At 70.2% G+C, this 19,042-nt stretch carries 13 protein-coding genes; 4 read left to right on the forward strand and 9 right to left on the reverse strand.

Translation table 11 applies throughout. The features are described from left to right. Positions 1–24 precede the first annotated feature (24 nt). Complete coding sequence (locus tag ACI2L1_RS38865; RefSeq protein WP_404744166.1) at positions 25–1,977, forward strand: N-acetylmuramoyl-L-alanine amidase; 1,953 nt, start codon at positions 25–27, stop codon at positions 1,975–1,977. A 171-nt stretch (positions 1,978–2,148) separates the two neighbouring features. On the opposite strand, the gene ACI2L1_RS38870 is transcribed toward ACI2L1_RS38865, so the two are convergent. From ACI2L1_RS38870 to ACI2L1_RS38895, 6 genes are all read right to left on the reverse strand, one after another. Next, the gene (locus ACI2L1_RS38870) at positions 2,149–2,646 is read right to left on the reverse strand and encodes a hypothetical protein (protein ID WP_404744167.1); all 498 of its coding nucleotides are present in this window, start codon (positions 2,644–2,646) and stop codon (positions 2,149–2,151) included. A gap of 1,460 nt (positions 2,647–4,106) precedes the next feature. After that, the gene (locus tag ACI2L1_RS38875) at positions 4,107–4,349 is read right to left on the reverse strand and encodes a DUF397 domain-containing protein (RefSeq protein ID WP_328744573.1); all 243 of its coding nucleotides are present in this window, start codon (positions 4,347–4,349) and stop codon (positions 4,107–4,109) included. A 95-nt stretch (positions 4,350–4,444) separates the two neighbouring features. After that, on the reverse strand, positions 4,445–5,611 hold the full coding sequence (locus ACI2L1_RS38880) for a thiolase domain-containing protein (RefSeq protein WP_404744168.1): 1,167 nt from the start codon (positions 5,609–5,611) through the stop codon (positions 4,445–4,447). Beyond that, positions 5,608–6,651 carry a thiolase domain-containing protein gene (locus tag ACI2L1_RS38885; protein ID WP_404744169.1) on the reverse strand — a complete coding sequence of 348 codons (1,044 nt, stop codon included), beginning with the start codon at positions 6,649–6,651 and terminating at the stop codon, positions 5,608–5,610. The genes ACI2L1_RS38880 and ACI2L1_RS38885 overlap by 4 nt, the downstream gene beginning before the upstream one ends. Further along, positions 6,648–7,592 carry a Zn-ribbon domain-containing OB-fold protein gene (locus ACI2L1_RS38890; protein ID WP_404744170.1) on the reverse strand — a complete coding sequence of 315 codons (945 nt, stop codon included), beginning with the start codon at positions 7,590–7,592 and terminating at the stop codon, positions 6,648–6,650. The genes ACI2L1_RS38885 and ACI2L1_RS38890 overlap by 4 nt, the downstream gene beginning before the upstream one ends. A 116-nt stretch (positions 7,593–7,708) precedes the next feature. Next, the gene (locus tag ACI2L1_RS38895; RefSeq protein WP_404744171.1) at positions 7,709–8,509 is read right to left on the reverse strand and encodes a crotonase/enoyl-CoA hydratase family protein; all 801 of its coding nucleotides are present in this window, start codon (positions 8,507–8,509) and stop codon (positions 7,709–7,711) included. 177 nt (positions 8,510–8,686) lie between these two features. Between ACI2L1_RS38895 and ACI2L1_RS38900 the strand changes: the two genes are divergently transcribed. Further along, entirely contained in the window at positions 8,687–10,303 is a 1,617-nt protein-coding gene (locus ACI2L1_RS38900) for an acyl-CoA synthetase (RefSeq protein ID WP_404744204.1), read from the forward strand. A 144-nt stretch (positions 10,304–10,447) separates the two neighbouring features. After that, a complete protein-coding gene (locus ACI2L1_RS38905) occupies positions 10,448–12,319 on the forward strand; it encodes a sulfatase (protein ID WP_404744172.1) in 1,872 nt (623 codons plus the stop codon). Positions 12,320–12,365: 46 nt separating this feature from the next. On the opposite strand, the gene ACI2L1_RS38910 is transcribed toward ACI2L1_RS38905, so the two are convergent. Continuing rightward, complete coding sequence (locus tag ACI2L1_RS38910) at positions 12,366–13,862, reverse strand: acyl-CoA synthetase (protein ID WP_404744173.1); 1,497 nt, start codon at positions 13,860–13,862, stop codon at positions 12,366–12,368. A 59-nt stretch (positions 13,863–13,921) separates the two neighbouring features. On the opposite strand from ACI2L1_RS38910, the gene ACI2L1_RS38915 reads away from it, so the two are divergent. Next, on the forward strand, positions 13,922–16,318 hold the full coding sequence (locus tag ACI2L1_RS38915; protein ID WP_404744174.1) for a penicillin acylase family protein: 2,397 nt from the start codon (positions 13,922–13,924) through the stop codon (positions 16,316–16,318). Between the two features lie 3 nt (positions 16,319–16,321). Here ACI2L1_RS38915 and ACI2L1_RS38920 read toward each other — a convergent pair whose 3' ends face one another. Together ACI2L1_RS38920 and ACI2L1_RS38925 are read right to left on the reverse strand one after the other, a co-directional pair. Continuing rightward, a complete protein-coding gene (locus tag ACI2L1_RS38920; protein WP_404744175.1) occupies positions 16,322–17,875 on the reverse strand; it encodes an acyl-CoA synthetase in 1,554 nt (517 codons plus the stop codon). Beyond that, positions 17,872–18,981 (reverse strand): nitronate monooxygenase, encoded by a 1,110-nt coding sequence (locus ACI2L1_RS38925; RefSeq protein WP_404744176.1) that lies wholly within the window; start codon positions 18,979–18,981, stop codon positions 17,872–17,874. The genes ACI2L1_RS38920 and ACI2L1_RS38925 overlap by 4 nt, the downstream gene beginning before the upstream one ends. Positions 18,982–19,042 lie beyond the last annotated feature (61 nt).

Genomic DNA, 19,042 nt, shown 5'->3' on the forward strand with positions numbered 1-19,042 from the left:
GTTCGATCGTCCCAGGAGGCTGCCTTGCGAGGATCCGTCACCGACACCGACAGAGCCACCCGGAGAGTGGTCGGCGCGCTGGCCGGCACCGTCCTTCTGCTGCCCCTGCTCGGCGCGGCCCCGTCGCAGGCCGGGGACGCCTCGGCCGGGCTGCAGCGGGCCTTCGCCTCGGCGGCCGCCGAGTACCACGTGCCGCAGAGCGTGCTCCTCGGCGTCTCCTATCTCCAGTCCCGCTGGGACGGTCACGCCGGGGCGCCCAGTGTGACCGGCGGCTACGGCCCGATGCATCTCACCGACGCCCGTACCGCGCTCGCCTCGGCACCGCACCATGGCGAGGGCACGGAGGACGCCCGCGGTGACAGCGCCCGCGCCGCCCTGCTCCCCCGGACGCAGGTGCCGGCGACCACCGACATCCCGGCCCGCCTGGAGACCCTGCCGAAGGCGGCCGGGCTGACCGGCCTCAGCGCCGAGGAACTGCGCAGCGACCCCGCGTCGAACGTCGCCGGCGGTGCCGCGTTGCTCGCCGCCGCCCAGAAGGACCTCGGCGAACCGCTGAGCCAGGACCCGGCGGACTGGTACGGCGCGGTGGCCCGCTTCTCCGGCGCGGACGACAGCGCGACGGCGGCGGCGTACGCGAACGATGTGTACGACGTGCTGCGCACCGGCGAGGAGCGCACCACCGACGCGGGCCAGCAAATCGCCCTGGCCGCCCAGCCGGGCCTCGCCCCCGACACCGCGCAACTCGCCGGGGCCGGACTGCGGAAGCCGAAGGCGGGCGACACCGAGTGCCCGAAGACGGTGTCGTGCGAGTGGATCCCGGCGCCGTACGAGCAGTTCGGGGACAACGACTACGGCAACCACGATCTGGGTGACCGTCCGGCCTCGCAGAGCATCAAGTACATCGTCATCCATGACACGGAGGGTGCCTGGGAGGGTGTCCTCAACCTGGTGCAGGATCCGACCTATGTGTCGTGGAACTACACGCTGCGCTCGACCGACGGTCACATCGCCCAGCATGTGAAGGCCAAGGACGTGGCCTGGCACGCGGGCAACTGGTACGTCAACGCCAAGTCGATCGGTCTGGAGCACGAGGGCTTCCTCGCGAACCCGGACGCCTGGTACACGGAGGCGATGTACCGGTCCTCGGCGCGGCTGGTGACGTACCTCTCCGCGAAGTACGGCGTCCCGCTGGACCGGCAGCACATCCTCGGCCACGACAACGTACCCGGTCCCACGACCTCGACCGTCGCGGGCATGCACACGGATCCCGGCCCGTACTGGGACTGGCGGCACTACTTCGAGCTGCTGGGCCACCCGTTCAAGACGACGTCCACCAGGCTGGGCGGCCTGGTGACGATCCGCCCGGACTACGCCACCAACCAGCCGCGGTACACAGGCTGCGTCACCAGTGGCGAGCCCTGCGCTTCCCACGGTTCGAGCGAGGTACGGCTCTACTCGGCCCCCGACGAGAGCTCTCCCCTCATCGCGGACATCGGCATCGGCAGGGCCCCCACCATCGACGTCAACGACCTGTCGTCGCGGGTCTCCACCGGTCAGCAGTACGCGGTCGCCGATCGCGACGGTGACTGGACGGCGATCTGGTACCTGGGCCAGAAGGCCTGGTTCAAGAACCCGCAGAACGACCCGACGGCGGTGAGCGCGGCCGGCCTCGTCGTGACGCCGAAGGAGGGCCTGGACAGCGTCCCGGTGTACGGCCGTGCCTACCCGGAGGCCGCCGCCTATCCGACGGGTGTTCCGGCACAGGCGGTGTCGCCGCTGCCGTACAAGGTGCTCAAGGGCCAGTCGTACGTCGTCGGTGACAAGGTGCCGGGTGAGTACTACTACGCGGTCACCTTCACGGCGGATTCGCACCAGGTCGTGGTCGGGCAGGACCTGTACTACGAGATCCAGTACGGCCACCGGGTGGCGTTCGTGCGGGCGGCGGACGTCGACGTGAAGCCCTCGGCCCGGCGCTAGTCAGGCAGCTTCGCCGGTACGGGACGTCCGGCAGGTGGCGGCTCCACTCCTCGTGGGTGAGGCCGCCACCGGCACGTCGGCAGACGGTCTCGGCGGCGCCGTCCGCTCCGACCGGGTAGGTCTGCAGGGGAGCCTACGGCGAGGTGTCCCGTGAGGGTCGCGAGCGGAGGATCAGCCCTGCTGGAACAGCTCCGCCGGCAGCGGCTTGAGGAGGGCGTACAGGTCGTCCGTGATCGGGCGGTCCCAGGCGGCGATGGTCACCTGGACGTTGTCGCTGCGGTCGAACTGGACGCAGGAGATCCGGCTCTCCGAGAGCTTGAGGCGGCGCACGATCAGGAGGTTGTCGCCCTGCATCACCGGCATGTCCTCGGCGCCGACGACGGTCACCTCCTCGTCGTTCTCCAGCGCGATCAGCAGTTGCGCCACCTCGAAGGGGACCTGGCCCTCGGGGACCTCGCGGGCCGGGGAGCCCTCGGGCAGATTGCCGATGATCATCGCGGGGCCACGGCCGCCGAAGAGGTCGTAGCGCAGGAAGACGCCCTGGCAGGTGCCGTCGGGGGCGGGCAGGAGCCCCGCGCCGAGGTTGCCGGGCCAGTCGCCCGGGTCCATGGCCAGGACATCGAAGTCGGGGCCTGCGGGGGTTGCGCTACGGCGGCGGAGGAACGACATGCGCCCATGGTAATGGGCGGTGACGTGGTCGTGCGGGGGGAGGTGAGGGCTGATCGCGCCCCTCAGCTGGGACCACTCACCGCACCCAGACCGGTACGGTCCGTTCCCGGTTTGCGGTATACCGCCGACAGCAGGCGCACCGCTGTCGGCTTTCCCACGCTCATCTCCTTCGCGATCCCTGCCTCCGAACAGCCCTCCGCCGCCAGGTTGGCCGCCGTACCCTCGCGTGCCGTGAGCGTGTCCGTTGCCGCGCTGTGCAGGCGGCGCGGGCGCATGCCTGCCGCGGCCAGTTCGTCGCGAGCCGATTCGATCAGGCCGTCGGCGCCGCACTGTGCGGCCGTGTCCAGGCCGCGGTAGAGGTTCTCGGCCGCCTCCCGGGAGCGCCCCGTACGGCGGAGATCCGTGCCCAGGGCACCGGCGCACAGGCGAGCCCGTACGCGGCCGGGGAGCGTGCCAGGTGGGCCACGGACTCCTCAAGGAGTTTCATCCGGGCCGAGCCCGAGGAGACCTCTGCGGCCGGTCGCAGTGCCTGGCCCACGGCGGACGGTGCTCCGAACTGACGTGCGCGGGCGCCCGCTTCGAGGGCGGTGGTGACGGCACGTTCGGGGGCGTCGTGGCTCTCGGCGCGGGGCGAGGTGGAGCTGCCAGGGGCACCATGCGGGGTTGCGCATGCCGCGTGGTTCCGTACGAGGCGGGCGAACGGCGACGGCGCTGAGCGGTTCCAGGTCGAGCGGGTGTCAGCCGGCCCGGCCGGGAAGTGACCTGAACAGCTCGACGTGGTCGGGTAGTTCGTCGGGCCGATAGGCGGCGACGACCAGTAGCGGGAGTTGCTCGGCGCGGGGCGCGAACGCGGCCGGCCGGCCGGCGCAGTGATTCGGGGTCGGCCCAGTGGGCGTCGTCCAGCACCATCGGGGCGCGCAGGACGGCGAGATGGGTGAGCACCCAGTCGAGTCCGTCGCGCAGGCCCTGCGGGTGGGGCGGTGCTCCGTCGTGCAGGCCCTGCTATCAGGAGTTGGCGGGAGCCATGGGAGGCGACCCGCTGTTCCTGGTCGCGGCCGCGGGCGGACAGTACGGTGCAGCCCCGGGAGGCAGCGCGGCGGCGGACCTCGGCGAGCAGGGTGGTCTTGCCGATGCCGGGCCGGCGCCGGCCTCGGCGAGCAGGGCACCGCGGGAACGGCCCGTACGGTTCGGCGCCGTCCGTGCGCAGCCCGGTGAGCTCCCCCAACGCCTCGTCGACGGCGGCGAGTTCACTCTCCCGTTCCAGGAGAGTTCTTCTGTTCCACGGGCACACACCGTGACCTACAGGCACCTCAGGGTACGTCTCCGGGGTGCCGGGCGGGCCTTTGTCGACCCACCCCGGCTTCACCTCCGGAAGCCGCCCCTTCCCTTCCCGGGGCCGGCCTCGCGCTCAGGCGTCGGCTCCAGGAGGGGACTCAAGGCCGCGTGTCCGGGGACGTGGCTCAGGTGAGGTCGAACTCTCCTTCCCGCGCCCCTGACACGAACGCGCCCCACTCCGCGGGGGTGAAGATCAAGGAAGGGCTCTCAGGGCGGCCGCTGTTGCGCATCGCGATGAACCCCTCGACAAAGGCGATCTGAACATCCCCCCGACCGCGGCTGCTCGAGTGCCAATCGGCGTTGCTCAGGTCCAGCTCCGGCTTGTCCCAGCCCATGAGCGGCTGCTGCTGGATGGTGGTCTCGGCCACGTCCGTGCTCCTCCCGATTGCGTCGTCCGCGGCCAGCCTAGCGATCCACTTCGGCCGCCGACAGGCCACGTGAGGGGGACCTTTCCGGAGGCTTTTCACGCATCTGGGGGTTCGGACCCCACGAGCCACATGGAGAAGAACTGGGATCCGCCGCCGTAGGCGTGTCCGAGCACCCTGCGGGCGCCGTCCACCTGGTGTTCCCCGGCCTGTCCGCGGGCCTGGAGCGCGGCCTCGGCGAAGCGGATCATGCCGGAGGCGCCGATCGGATTGGTGGACAGGACCCCGCCCGACATGTTGACGGGCAGGTCCCCGTCCAGCTCGGTGACCCCGGCCTCGGTGAGCTTCCAGCCCTCGCCCTCGTCGGCGAAGCCGAGGTTCTCCAGCCACATCGGCTCGTACCAGGAGAACGGCACGTACATCTCGACGGCGTCGATGTCCCGGCGCGGGTCGGCGATCCCGGCCTGCCGGTACACATCGGCCGCGCAGTCCTTGCCGGCCTGCGGCGACACGGCGTCCTTGCCCGCGAAGAGCGTCGGCTCGCTGCGCATCGCGCCGCCGAGCATCCAGGCCGGGGGGCGGGGCGCGCGGGCGGCTCCGGCCCGGTCGGTGAGCACCATCGCGCAGGCGCCGTCGGAGGAGGGGCAGGTCTCGGAGTAGCGGATGGGGTCCCAGAGCATGGGCGAGGCCTGGACCTTCTCCAGGGTGATGTCGTGTTCGTGCAGATGCGCGTACGGGTTCTTGAGCGCGTTGCGGCGGTCCTTGTACGCCACCAGCGAGCCGACCGTGTCGGGCGCGCCGGTGCGTCGCATGTACGCGCGCACGTGCGGCGCGAAGAAGCCGCCGGCCCCGGCCAGCAGGGGCTGCTGGAAGGGGATCGGCAGGGACAGGCCCCACATGGCGTTGGACTCGGACTGCTTCTCGAAGGCGAGGGTGAGCACGGTGGAGTGCACCCTGGACGCCACCAGGTTCGCGGCGACCAGTGCCGTGGAGCCGCCCACGCTGCCCGCCGTGTGCACCCGCAGCATCGGCTTGCCCACCGCGCCGAGCGCGTCGGCCAGGTACAGCTCCGGCATCATGACGCCCTCGAAGAAGTCGGGCGCCTTGCCGATCACCACGGCATCGATGTCGGCCCAGGTCGACTCGGCGTCGTCGAGCGCCCGCACGGCCGCCTCGCGGACGAGCCCGGCGATCGACACGTCCCGGCGGGCCGCGACGTGCTTGGTCTGGCCGATGCCTACGACGGCCACGGGCTCCTTGCTCATCGGGGATCCCCTTCGAGTACGGCGACCAGGTTCTGCTGGAGACAGGGCCCGGAGGTGGCGTGGGCGAGGGCCCGGTCGGACTCGCCCCGGTGGATACGGGCGGCGGCCTCGCCGATGCGGGCGAGTCCGGCGGCCATCATCGGATTGGCGGCGAGGGCACCGCCGGAGGGGTTGACCCTGGTGGAGTCGTCAAGGCGCAGCGCCTTGCGCAGGACGACCTCCTGCGAGGTGAAGGGCGCATGCAACTCGGCGGTGTCCACGGGCCGTTCGAAGGCCCCGGCCTTCTCTGCGGCCAGCCGGGTGGAGGGCGAGTCGGTGAGGTCGCGGACGCCGAGCGAGTGCGCCTCGATGCGGTGGTCGATGCCACGGATCCAGGCGGGCCGCTCACAGAGCTCCCTGGCCCTTTCGCCCGCCGCGAGGACCACGGCGGCGGCCCCGTCGCCGATGGGCGGGCAGTCGCCGGTACGGAGCGGTCGTACGAGGTAATCCCCCTGCGGGACCGGGCCTTTGAGCTGTGCGCGGGGGTTGTCGGTGGTGCGGCTGCGGGCGCCGATCGCCGCCAGCTCCGGCTCGTCCGTGTCACCCGCGTCGATGAGTGCCTGCGCCTGGAGGGCGGCGAGGGCCACGGAGTCCGGCCACAGGGGAGCGACGTAGTACGGGTCGAGCTGCCGGGTGAGCACGTCACGCAGGGAGCCGGGCGAGGACTTGCCGTAGGAGTAGACGAGCGCGGTGTCGGCGTCACCGGTCAGGAGTTTGATCCAGGCCTCGTACAGCGCCCAGGCCCCGTCCATCTCGACGTGCGACTCGGAGATGGGCGGCCAGGCGCCGACGCCGTCGAGGGCGAGGGTGAAGGAGAAGGCACGCCCCGCGAGGTAGTCGCTGGAGCCGGAGCAGGTGAAGCCGATGCCGGCGGTCTTCAGGCCGGTCTGCGCGAGGGCGTCGTGCAGGACCGGCATGAGCATCTCCACCTCGGACAGTTCCGCGGTGGAGCGCAGGGTGTCGGACTGGGCGAAGGCGACAACCGCGATGTCACGCGTCACAGCAGCTCCTTGTAGGTGTCGTACTCCGCGTCGGGTTCACCGGTCGGCCGGTAGTGGTCCGGATAGCGTCCGCCCTCGGTCCACACCGGCTCGACCCTGAGCCCCATGCGGACCTGGTCGTACGGGATCCCGCCGATCCGGCCGTGCAGCGCGAGGTCGGCGCCGTCGAGGGCGATGTGGGCGTAGACGTACGGCACCTCGATGTCGAGGTTCTTCGCCTTGATGTTGACGATGCAGAAGGTGGTGACTGTGCCGCTGGGCCCCACTTCCACTTGTTCCGCTGTGGCGACGCCACATGTGGGGCAGGCACCCCTGGGTGGCACGTAGACCTTGCGGCAGACGGGGCAGCGCTCGCCCACGGCCCGCCGTTCGGTTTCCAGGGCCTTGATGTAGGCGGTCTGGGCGCGGCCCGGTGAGTAGGTGTAGTCGAGGCGGGCCTGGGCGACGATGCCGTGTACCGGGTCGTCGAACTCGCCCGCGTGTACGCGGACTTGGGATTCGTCCCCGTCGTACGGCTCGAAGCAGGCGATGTCGGTGATCGCGCCGACGCGTTCCTCGGCCCAGCGGACACGGACGCGCATGCCGGTGTGCACGGCGTCGGGGCCGGGGGTATCGAGGGCGTGCAGGAGGGCGGTGTCGGCGTTGTCGAGCTTGACCAGAACCCAGGCGAAGGGCGTTTCCAGTGGCTGGCCGCGGCGCGGTTCGTGGTTCCAGGCCCAGGTGGTGACGGTGCCGGTGAGACCGACGTGGACGAGCTCGCGGATCTCCTCGGCGGTGACCGGGTCGTACTCGACGGGCGGAACCAGGGTCCGACCGTCGCGGGTCTTCACCCCGAGGATCACACGCTCCCGCAGACCGGTCAGAAAGGCGCTCTGGACGGGCCCGAGGGACCGGGTGAAGGGAAATTCGACGACGAGCGGCGCCTTGAGTACTTCAGCCATCGGCGCGGGTCTCCTTTGGAGATCGGGTGCGGGAGGCGCCCCGTCAGGGGCGCGGGGAACTGCGCGATGAGCCACAGACGGCCGACAGCCTTGACTCGGCCCGAGCCGCCACGGCGCTACGTACGCTTGTAAACAGGCGACCGCTTCTCCGCGAAGGCGCGCGCCCCCTCCTTCGCATCGGCGGTATCAAAGATCGGCCACCCCCGCTTCAACTCGGCGGCCAGCCCATCGGTCTCCGTCATCTCCGCCGTCTCGTACACCGAAGCCTTCACCGCCTCGACGGCCAACGGACCGCACCCGTTGATCAGTTCGGCGATCTCCAGAGCCTTGGCGCGAGCCGTGCCATCCGGGACGACATGCCCGACCAGCCCGATGTCGGCGGCCTCCCGCGCGGTGTACGGCCGCCCGGTGAGCAGCATCTCCAGCGCGTGGGTGCGCGGTATCTGGCGCTGCAGCCGGACCGTGGAGCCGCCGATCGGGAACAGGCCGCGCTTGACCTCGAACAGGCCGAAGGTCGCGGACTCCCCTGCGACCCGGATGTCGGTGCCCTGGAGCATTTCGGTGCCGCCCGCGACGCAGTAACCCTCGACCGCCGCGATCACCGGTTTGCGGGGGCGGTGGTGGCGCAGCATCGCCTTCCAGTGCAGGTCCGGATCGGCGGTCAGCCGATCCCGGTACTGCTCGCCTCCGGAGCTCTTGCCGGCGAGGGCCTTGAGGTCCATGCCGGCGCAGAACGAGCCGCCCGCGCCGGTGAAGACGACCGAGCGGATCGAGTCGTCCGCGTCCGCCTCCACCCAGCCGTCGTAGAGGCCCACCAGCATCGGCAACGAGAGCGCGTTCTTCGCCTCCGGCCTGTTGAGCGTGAGCACCAGTGTGGCGCCCTCGCGCTGGATGTCGAGGTGTTCCGTCCCACCCATCGCCCGTCTCCCCTCTGCCGGAACGAGAACAGGTTGCAGGAGGCGCCGATGCACTTCAAGGGTTTTCTGACAGTCAGTCAGATTTCTTCGCGCGAACTCTTCACAGTCACGCCGCCCTTTGCTCTGATGACCGGCGAACCGTCCAGCAGCCAGGCCGCGTCGGGTCAGGAGGAGCCGGTGGAGTACAACCTTGCCGACCTGTTCGAGTCGGTCGTCGACGTGGTGCCGGAACGTGAGGCGCTCGCGTACATCGACATCCCGGGTACGGGTGCGGAGCGCCGTCTGACGTACGCGGAACTGGACGCGGCGGCCAATCGCATCGGGCACCATCTGCTCGACAGCGGCATTCGCGCCGGTGAGCACGTCGGGCTGCACCTCTACAACGGCGTGGAGTACGTACAGGCGCTACTGGGGTGCATGAAGGCACGGATCGTCCCCGTGAACGTCAACTACCGTTATGTAGAGGATGAGTTGGTCTATCTCTACCGGGATGCCGATCTCGCGGGGCTGGTCTTCGACGCGGAGTTCACGGACCGGGTGACGGCCGCGCTGCCGCTCGCGGAAGGGCTGCGCCATCTGGTGCGGGTGGGGAACGGGGAGCCGGATGACGGGCTGCCAGCGGTGGATTTCGCCGAAGCGGAGGCCTCCGGTTCGCCGGAGCGCGGGTTCCCGGTGCGGTCCGGCGACGACCAGTTCATCATCTACACCGGCGGCACCACCGGGATGCCCAAGGGCGTGATGTGGCGCCAGGAGGACCTGTTCTTCTCCGGATTGGGCGGTGGAGCGCCGACCGGGGAGCCGGTCAAGAGGCCCGAGGAGCTCGCCGAGCGGGTCGCGGCGGGCGGAGCCGGGATCACCTTCTTCCCCACTCCCCCACTGATGCACGGCACCTCCACACTCACCGCGCTCATCGGCTTCAACTTCGGCCAACGGGTCGTACTGCACCGCAAGTTCGTGCCCGAGGAGGTGCTGCGGACCGTCGAGGCGGAGAAGGTCAACGCGATGTCACTGGTGGGCGACGCGATGCTGCGGCCGCTCATCGACGCGCTGGAGGGGCCGATGAAGGGCACCGACATGTCGTCGGTGTTCAGCGTGTCCTCGTCGGGCGCGATCATGTCGGACACGGTGAGCCGGCAGTTCCGGGCGCTCGTCCCGAACGCCATGCTGCTCAACAACTTCGGCTCCTCCGAGTCCGGTTTCAACGGGACGGCGACGGAGGACTCAGGGCCCGAGCGGGGTTTCCGCGTCCGGGTCAACTCCCGTACCCAGGTGGTCGATCCGGCCATGCACGAGCCGGTGGCCGTGGGCGAGGTGGGGCGGGTCGCGCAGTGCGGGCATGTGCCGCTCGGCTACTACAACGACCCACGGAAAACCGCCGAGACCTTCTTCGAGAAGGACGGTGAGCGGTGGGTGCTGCTGGGTGACATGGCCACCGTGGACGAGGAGGGGGTCGTCACCGTCCTCGGGCGGGGCTCGCAGTGCATCAACACGGGTGGCGAGAAGGTGTACCCGGAGGAGGTCGAGCAGGCACTGAAGGCCCATCCGGACGTGTACGACGTGCTCGTCGCCGGGGTGCCGGACGTGAAGTGGGGACACCACGTCGCCGCCGTGGTGCAGTTGCGCGAGGGTGCCGGACAGATGTCCCTGGACGAGCTCCAGACGCACTGCCGGTCGCGGCTCGCGGGATACAAGGTCCCCCGCCAGCTGGTTCTCGCGGAGTCCATCCGCCGGTCCCCGAGCGGCAAGGCGGACTACCGGTGGGCGCAGAAGGTGGCGGTGGCTGCGGACGGGTGACCACGGAAAACCGGCTGCGTGCGATTGAACAGAACCTGACGTGCGAACGTACTGGTGGTGGCAGGCTCGGTCAGCGGGCCCTGTTCGTCATGCCGTCGAGGCAGGACCGCACGCCATCGCAAGACCGCACGGAAGGACCACCGAGTGTCGCTCTTCACTCGCTCTCGTCAACTGCCCGGTACCGCTGGGGGCGAGGCGGAGGCGGATGGTGGGGGTGCGACGGGGGAAGAGGTGACGGAGGAGGTCGTAGAGGACTCCGGGGCGGCCGAGTTCACCGAGGACACGGAGCTCCCCCGGGCCACCGAGGACGCGGAGACCTCCGGGGCCGGTGACGAGCCCGGTTCCTCCGACGACTCACCCGCCTCCCCGCGCCCCGGCTGGTTCGGCTGGCGCCGCCGCTACCCCCGTACGGCCCGTGGTGTGTCCGTCGGGACCAGCGTGCTGGCCGGGGTGTTGGTGCTGCTCGTGCTGCTCTTCCCGAACCGACTCGACCACATGAACCTCCGGTCGTTCTTCCGGCTCCCCGTCGAGGCGATCGTCCTCGCGGCCGTCCTTCTCGTGCTGCCGCCGAAGGCACGCCGGATCGCGGCGGTCCTCTTCGGGATGTTCCTCGGTCTGTTCACCCTCCTGAAGTTCCTGGACATGGGCTTTTACCAGACCCTGGCCCGGCCGTTCGACCTGGTCTTCGACTGGATCATGCTGGGCAACGCGACGGACTGGCTCAGGGAGTCGTTCGGCCGCACGGGCGAGGTGCTCGCGATCACCGGGGTGATCGTCCTGATCGTCGCGGTCCTCGCGCTGTGCACGCTCGCGGTGCTGCGTCTGACGAACCTCATGTCCCGGCACCGTCCCGTGGCGGTTCGCACCACACTCGTCCTCGGAACCGTGTGGGTCACGTGCTTCACGCTCGGCGTCCAGTTCGGCGGGGTCTCCTTCGCCACCAAGGGCAACACCGAGTTCCTCGCCAACCGCGTGCAGCACGTGCGCAACGGCCTCGGGGACGCCAAGGTCTTCGAGAAGGAGTCCGCCGTCGACGCCTTCGCCGCCACCCCTCCCGACCAGCTCCTGACCGGACTGCGCGGCAAGGACGTGCTGTTCACGTTCATCGAGAGCTACGGCCGGGTGGCGATCGACGATCCGGCGATGGCACCGGAGATCGACGCGACGCTCAAGGAGGGCGACGCGCGGCTCAAGGCGGCCGGCTTCGCCTCGCGCAGCGGCTGGCTGACGTCCCCGGTGACGGGCGCCGGCAGCTGGATGGCCCACTCGACGTTCCTGTCCGGCCTGTGGGTCAAGAACCAGCAGCGGTACCTGAACCTCACCAGCAGTGACCGCGCGACCCTCACCAGCTACTTCCAGAAGACGGGTGACTGGCGCACGGTCGGCATCGTGCCAGGTGTGCGGAAGTCCTGGCCGGAGGGCAAGTACTTCGGCCTCGACCACATCTACGACTCCACGCACCTCGGCTACAAGGGCCCCTACTTCAGCTGGACGCCGGTGCCGGACCAGTTCAGCCTGGAGGCCTTCCAGAAGCTGGAGCACGGCAAGAAGAACCGTGACCCGATCATGGCGGAGATCATCCTGGCCTCCAGCCACAACCCCTGGTCGCCGATCGCCCACACCATCGACTGGGACGACCTCGGGGACGGGTCGATCTTCGAGCAGATCAAGAAGGAGGGCACCGACCCGACCGAGGTCTGGAAGAGCCAGGAGCGGGTGCGCACCGAGTACCGCAAGGCCATCCAGTACTCCGTGGACAGTCTGACCCAGTGGATGCAGCGCTATGGCGACGAGAACACGGTCCTCGTCTTCCTCGGCGACCACCAGCCCGTCCCGACGGTCACCAAGGGCTCCACCAGCAAGGACGTGCCGATCACGATCGTCGCCAAGGACCCGAAGGTCCTTGACCGGGTCGCCGACTGGAACTGGACCGAGGGCCTCAAGCCCGCCGACAACGCGCCTGAGTGGGGCATGGACAAGTTCCGGGACCGCTTCATGACGGCGTTCGCGAAGTGAACCGCGGCAGTGCGGTCGGCCCGGCCAGGGCCGCACGCGCGACCCGCTAGTCGGCGAACCGGTCCCTCAGCTCCCGCTTCAGGATCTTCCCGCTCGCGTTCCGCGGCAGCTCGTCCACGAACAGCACCCGCTTAGGTGCCTTGAAGTGGGCGAGCTTCTCGCGTGCGTGGTCGAGGAGTTCGGCCTCGGTGACCTCGCCGCGCGGGACGACGACCGCCGTGACGGCCTCGATCCACCGCTCGTCGGGCAGGCCGATCACGGCGACCTCGGCGACGGCCTCGTGCGTGTACAGGGCGTCCTCGACCTGGCGTGAAGCGACCAGCACACCACCGGAGTTGATGACGTCCTTGACCCGGTCGACGATCGTGAAGTAGCCGTGCGCGTCCCGCACCGCGAGGTCTCCGGAGTGGAACCAGCCGTCCCGGAAGGCCGCTTCCGTCTCCTCGGGCTTGTCCCAGTAGCCCTCGCACAACTGCGGTGACCTGTAGACGATTTCGCCGGGCGTGCCGTCGGGCACGTCCTTGCCCCCCTCGTCGACGACCCGCGCGTCGACGAACAGGACGGTCCGGCCGCAGGAGTCCATCCGCCCCTTGTGCTCGTCGGGCGCGAGGACCGTGGCCAGCGGACCGATCTCGCTCTGCCCGAAGCAGTTGTAGAAGGCCAGCTTCGGCAGACGCTCGCGCAGTCGTTCAAGGACGGGCACCGGCATGATCGAGGCGCCGTAGTACGCCTTGCGCAGTCCGCTGAGGTCGCGGGTGGCGAAGTCGGGGCGGTTGGACAGGCCGATCCACACGGTGGGCGGGGCGAACAGGCTGTCCGCGCGGCCTTCTTCGATCAGGTCGAAGAGGCGGTCGCCGTCGGGCGCGTCGAGGATGACGTTGGTCGCGCCGACCGCCAGGTAGGGCAGCAGGAAGACGTGCATCTGCGCGGAGTGGTACAGCGGCAGCGAGTGCACGGGCCGGTCGCCCGCGCTCAGATCGCAGGCCGTGATCGCACTCAGGTACTCGTGCACCAGGGCGCGGTGGGTCATCATCGCGCCCTTGGGCAGGGCCGTCGTCCCGGAGGTGTACAGCAGTTGGACGAGGTCGTCGGTGCGCGGCTCGGGGCCGTCGTACGGCTCTGTCGCGTCCAGGTGTGCCAGCAGTGAGTCGTCGGCGTCCCGCAGGGGCAACGTGCGTACGCCGTCCGGGAGTCGGTCCGCGAGGCCGGGATCGGCGAGGACGAGTGTGCTGCCCGACTGGCCGACGATGTAGGCGAGATCGTCGCCGGTGAGATTCTGGTTGACCGGGACGTGCACCAGCCCGGCGCGGGCGCAGGCGAGGAAGCCGATCAGATACGCGTCCGAGTTGTGGCCGTAGGCGCCCACCCGGTCACCGCGGTCGAGGCCCTGGCCGAGGAGCAGGTTCGCCGCACGCGACACGGCGTCGTCGAGTTCCTCGTACGTCCATGAGCGCTCGCCGTACTCCACCGCGACGCGCGCGGGGGTGCGCCGGGCGCTGCGCCGCAGCACCCCGTCAACCGTACTGCCGTGTCCAGGCGTCATACGCAACAACCTACCGGTACGCTCAACCGCCCCTTCCCTCAATGATGTTGGGAGGCACGATGCGCACCCGCACCAGACGCACCGTCGTCGCGGCCGTGGCCCTGTTCACCGCCACCGGCGTGCTGCCGGCCGCAGCGGCGCAGTACCAGGACCGACAGCAACATCCGTCCCACGGCGGTCTGTCCGCCACCATCCGCTACACCGAGTACGGCATCCCGCACATCCTCGCGAAGGATTACGCGGACCTGGGCTTCGGCACCGGGTGGGCGCAGGCCTCCGACCAGGTGTGCACGCTCGCCGACGGTTTCGTGACCGTGCGCGGTGAGCGTGCGCGGTTCTTCGGGGCCGACGCGGCCTCCGACTCCGCGCTCTCCTCGGCCACGAAGAACCTCTCCAGTGACCTGTACTTCCGCGGGGTGCGGGAGGCGGGCACGGTGGAGAAGCTCATGGCCACGCCGGCGCCGCTCGGTCCGAGCCGGGACGTCAAGGAGCTCATGCGGGGCTTCACGGCGGGCTACAACGCCTGGCTGAAGAAGAACCGGATCACCGACCCGGCGTGCAAGGGAGCCGCCTGGGTGCGTCCGGTGACGGTCCAGGACGTGGCCGCGCGCAACTACGCGCTGGCGGTGCTCGGCGGTCAGGGCCGGGCCGTGGACGGCATCACGGCCGCGCAGCCACCCACCTCGACGACGGCCGGGGCAGGCGCGCCCGACGCCCAGGGCACCGCCCGCGCCGCCCGTGAGCTCTTCGCCACCGACTCCGCCGACATGGGCTCCAACGCCGTGGCGTTCAGCGGGGCCACGACGGCCAACGGCCGCGGGCTCCTCCTGGGCAACCCGCACTACCCCTGGCAGGGCGGCCGCCGCTTCTGGCAGTCGCAGCAGACCATCCCCGGCGAACTGAACATCTCCGGCGGGTCGTTGCTCGGTTCGGCGACGATCTCCATAGGCCACAACGCACAGGTGGCCTGGAGCCACACCGTGGCCACCGGCGTCACCCTCAACCTGCACCAGCTGACCCTGGACCCGGGCGACCCGACCACCTACCTGGTGGACGGCAAGGCGGAGCACATGACCGAACGCAAGGTCACCGTCGCCGTGCAGGACGGCCAACCGGTCACGCGAACCCAGTGGTGGACACGGTACGGCCCGGTGGTCACCTCACTCGGTGCCGCGCTGCCGCTTCCCTGGACGGCCACCACGGCGTATGCCGTCAACGACCCGAACGCCGCCAACCTGCGCGCCTCCGACACCGCGCTCGGCTTCAGCAAGGCCCGCGGCACGGACGACGTGCTCGACACTTTGAAGCGGACACAGGGCCTGCCGTGGGTCAACACGATCGCCGCCGACTCGCGGGGGCACACCCTGTTCACGCAGTCCCAGGTGCTCCCCCGGATCACCGACGCGCTGGCACAGCGCTGCTCCACTCCCCTGGGCAAGGTCACCTACCCCGCCTCGGGGGTGGCGATCCTCGACGGCTCGCGCGGCGACTGCGCGCTGGGCAGTGATCCGGACGCCGTACAGCCGGGGATCTTCGGGCCGTCGAAGATGCCGGTCCTCAAGGACGCTCCGTACGCGGAGAACTCCAACGACAGCGCCTGGCTGGCCAATGCGGATCATCCGCTGACCGGGTACGAGCGGGTCTTCGGCACCGTGGGCACTCAGCGCTCGATGCGCACCCGTGGTGCTCTGGAGGACGTGTCCGCGATGGCGGCGCGCGGGCGGTTGACCGTACGAGACCTTCAGGCGCAGCAGTTCGCCAACCGGGTGCCCGCGGGCGACCTGGTGGCGGCCGACGCGGCGAAGGCGTGTGCCGCCCTGCCCGGTGGCATGGCAACGGGCAGTGACGGCAAGGCCGTTGACGTCGGGGAGGCCTGCGGGGTGCTCGCGGCCTGGGACCACTCTGCGGACACCGGCAGCCGGGGCGCGCTGCTCTTAGACCGGCTGTGGCGCAAGCTGCCCACGGCCCAGCTGTGGAAGGTGCCGTTCTCGGCGGCCGACCCGGTGGGCACCCCGAACGCGCTCAACACGGACGCGCCGGTCTTCGCGACGGCCCTCGCGGACACCGTCGCCGAGCTGAGGGCGGCGGGCATCCCGCTGGACTCCCGGCTCGGCGAGCACCAGTTCGTCGTACGGAACGGAAAGCGCATCTCCGTTCCGGGCGGCACGGAGTCGCTGGGCGTGTGGAACAAGGTCGAGCCGGTGTGGGACCCTGCCGGCGGCGGATACACGGAGGTGTCGACCGGGTCCAGCTACATCCAGGCGGTGGGCTGGGACGGCGGCCGCTGCCCGGTGGCCCGGACCCTGCTGACGTACTCCCAGTCCTCGGACCCGAACTCGCCGCACTTCAGCGACCAGACGCGGCTGTTCTCGGCGGAGAAGTGGGTGACGTCCCGCTTCTGCGAGAAGGACATCCTGTCGTCGCCGGCGCTGAGGGTCGTCCGGGTCCGTTCCTGATGCTCACACCGGCCGTGAGCGTCCCTCCCAGTACGGATCCCGAAGGCGTCGCTTGTACAGCTTGCCGTTGGGATCGCGGGGCATCTCGGTGATGAAGTCGACGCTCTTCGGGCGTTTGTAGCCCGCGAGTTGCGCGGCGCAGTGGGCGAGGAGGTCGGCGGCCAGGTCCGGCCCGGGTGTGTGGCCCGGGGCCGGTTCCACCACGGCCTTGACCTCCTCGCCCCAGTCGTCGTGCGGGATGCCGAAGGCGGCGGCGTCGGCGACGGCGGGGTGCTGGAGCAGGACGGACTCGATCTCGGCGGGGTAGATGTTGACGCCGCCCGAGATGATCATGTCGATCTTGCGGTCGCGGAGGAAGAGATAGCCGTCCTCGTCGAGGAGGCCGAGGTCGCCGACGGTGAAGAAGTCGCCGATGCGGTTCTTCTTCGTCTTGGCCTCGTCCTTGTGGTAGGCGAAGCCGCCGGTGTTCATCTTCAGGTACACGGTGCCGAGTTCACCGGGCGGCAGCCGGTTGCCGTCGTCGTCGAAGATCGCGAGCTCGCTGATGGGCCAGGCCTTGCCGACCGTGCCGGGCTTCTTCAGCCAGTCCTCGGCGGTCGCGAAGGCTCCGCCGCCCTCGCTGGCCGCGTAGTACTCCTCCACACAGGGGCCCCACCAGTCGAGCATCGCCCGCTTGACGTGGTCGGGGCAGGGAGCGGCGCCGTGGATGGCGTGCCGCATGGACGAGACGTCGTAGCGCGCCCGGACCTCTTCAGGCAGGGCCAGCAGGCGGTGGAACTGGGTCGGGACCATATGGGTGTGGGTGCATCCGTGGGCGTCGATCAGCCGCAGCATCTCCTCGGGCGTCCACTTGTCCATCAGGACCAGCCGGTGACCGATGTGCAGGGACGCGGCGGCGAACTGCAGGACGGCCGTGTGGTAGAGCGGCGAGCAGACGAGGTGGACGTTGTCGCCGAAGGGCCGGATGCCGAAGATGCCGAGGAAGCCGCCGAGATACGCCTCCTCCGGCAGCTTGCCGGGCAGGGGCCGGCGGATTCCGCGCGGGCGGCCCGTCGTGCCCGAGGTGTAGTTCATGACCCAGCCGAGCTCACGGTCCGCGGGCGCCGACTCCGGTTGTCCGTCGAGGAGTTCGGCATACGGCCGGAATCCGCCGACCTCGCCGACGGCGTACCGGTGGGTCGCGGGGAGGCCGGCCTCGTCGGCGGCCTGGCGTGCGGTGTCCCCGAACCGCTCGTGAGCGACCAGCACCTTCGCACCGGAGTCGGCGACGATCCAGGCGATCTCGGGGGCGACGAAGTGGTGGTTGATCGGGACCAGGTAGAAGCCGGCCTGGCTGGCGGCGAGGTGCGCGGTGAAGAACTCCGCGCTGTTGGGCAGGACGACCGCGAAGGCGTCCCCGCGTTCGAGTCCGGCGGCGCGCAGGCCGTGGACGAGCTGGTTGGCGGCGGTGTGCAGCCGGCCGGCGGTCCAGGGCGAGCTGTCGGGGGCGATGAGGACCGTCCTGGAGGGGTCCTGGGTGGCCTGGGCCCAGAAGCCCGCGGGAGGTGTGCTCGTCACTGGCCGCTCCTTCCGGCGATGCGGTTGATGCGATCGACGGCTTTCTCGAAGCCGCGGGTGAGGTCGTCGAAGACGGCCTGGACGCTGCGTTCGCTGGTCATCCGGCCGACGATCTGGCCGACGGGTGTGCCGAGAAGGGGCTCGACCTCGTACTTCTGGATGCGCGAGACCGCCTCGGCGACCAGCAGTCCCTGCAAGGGCATGGGGAGGGTGCCGGGCCCGTCGGCGGAGTCCCAGGCGTCGGTCCATTCGGTACGGAGCTGGCGTGCGGGTTTCCCGGTCAGGGCGCGGGAGCGGACGGTGTCGCCGGAGCCCGCGGCGAGGAGCTTCTCGATCAGCTTGGGTGAGGGCAGTTCGGCCTCTGTGGTGGTCAGCCATATGGAGCCCAGCCACACACCTTGGGCGCCGAGTGCCAGTGCGGCCGCCGCCTGCTGCCCGCTCCCGATGCCCCCCGCGGCAAGTACGGGCAGGGGGTCCACGGCGTCGACAACCTCCGGGGTGAGAACCATGGAGGCGATGTCACCCGTGTGGCCGCCTGCCTCGTAGCCCTGGGCCACCACGATGTCGATGCCCGCCTCCTGGTGCTTGACGGCGTGCCGGGCGCTGCCCGCGAGGGCGGCGACGAGCACGTTCCGCTCGTGGGCGCGGTCCACGACGTCGGCGGGCGGGGAGCCGAGGGCGTTGGCGAGCAGCCGGATCGGGTAGTCGAAGGCGACGTCCAGCTGGTTGCGGGCGACCTGCTCCATCCAGCCCGTGATGCGCCACCCGGAGGCCTCGCCCTCGGCGAGTTCGGGCACCCCGTACTTGGCGAGGGTGTCCTTGACGAACTGCCGGTGCCCCTCGGGGATCATGGCCTCGACGTCCGCCTCGCTGACGCCCTCGACCTTCTTGGCGGGCATGACGACGTCCAGGCCGTAGGGCTTGCCGTCGACATGGGCCTCGATCCAGTCGAGGTCGCGTTTGAGTTCGTCGGGGGCCGTGTAGCGGACCGCGCCGAGCACTCCGAAGCCGCCGGCCCGGCTGATGGCCGCGGCGACGGCGGGGAACGGCGTGAAGCCGAAGACGGCGTGCTCCAGTCCCAGTTTCTTGCTCAGCTCCGTCTGCATGGGCGCAGGATGCCGCAGTCCTCCGGACGACGGAAGAGTTTTTCTGATGCTCCGTCAGATT

It is taken from the genome of Streptomyces sp. NPDC019531 (genome assembly GCF_044903305.1).
Taxonomy (GTDB): domain Bacteria; phylum Actinomycetota; class Actinomycetes; order Streptomycetales; family Streptomycetaceae; genus Streptomyces.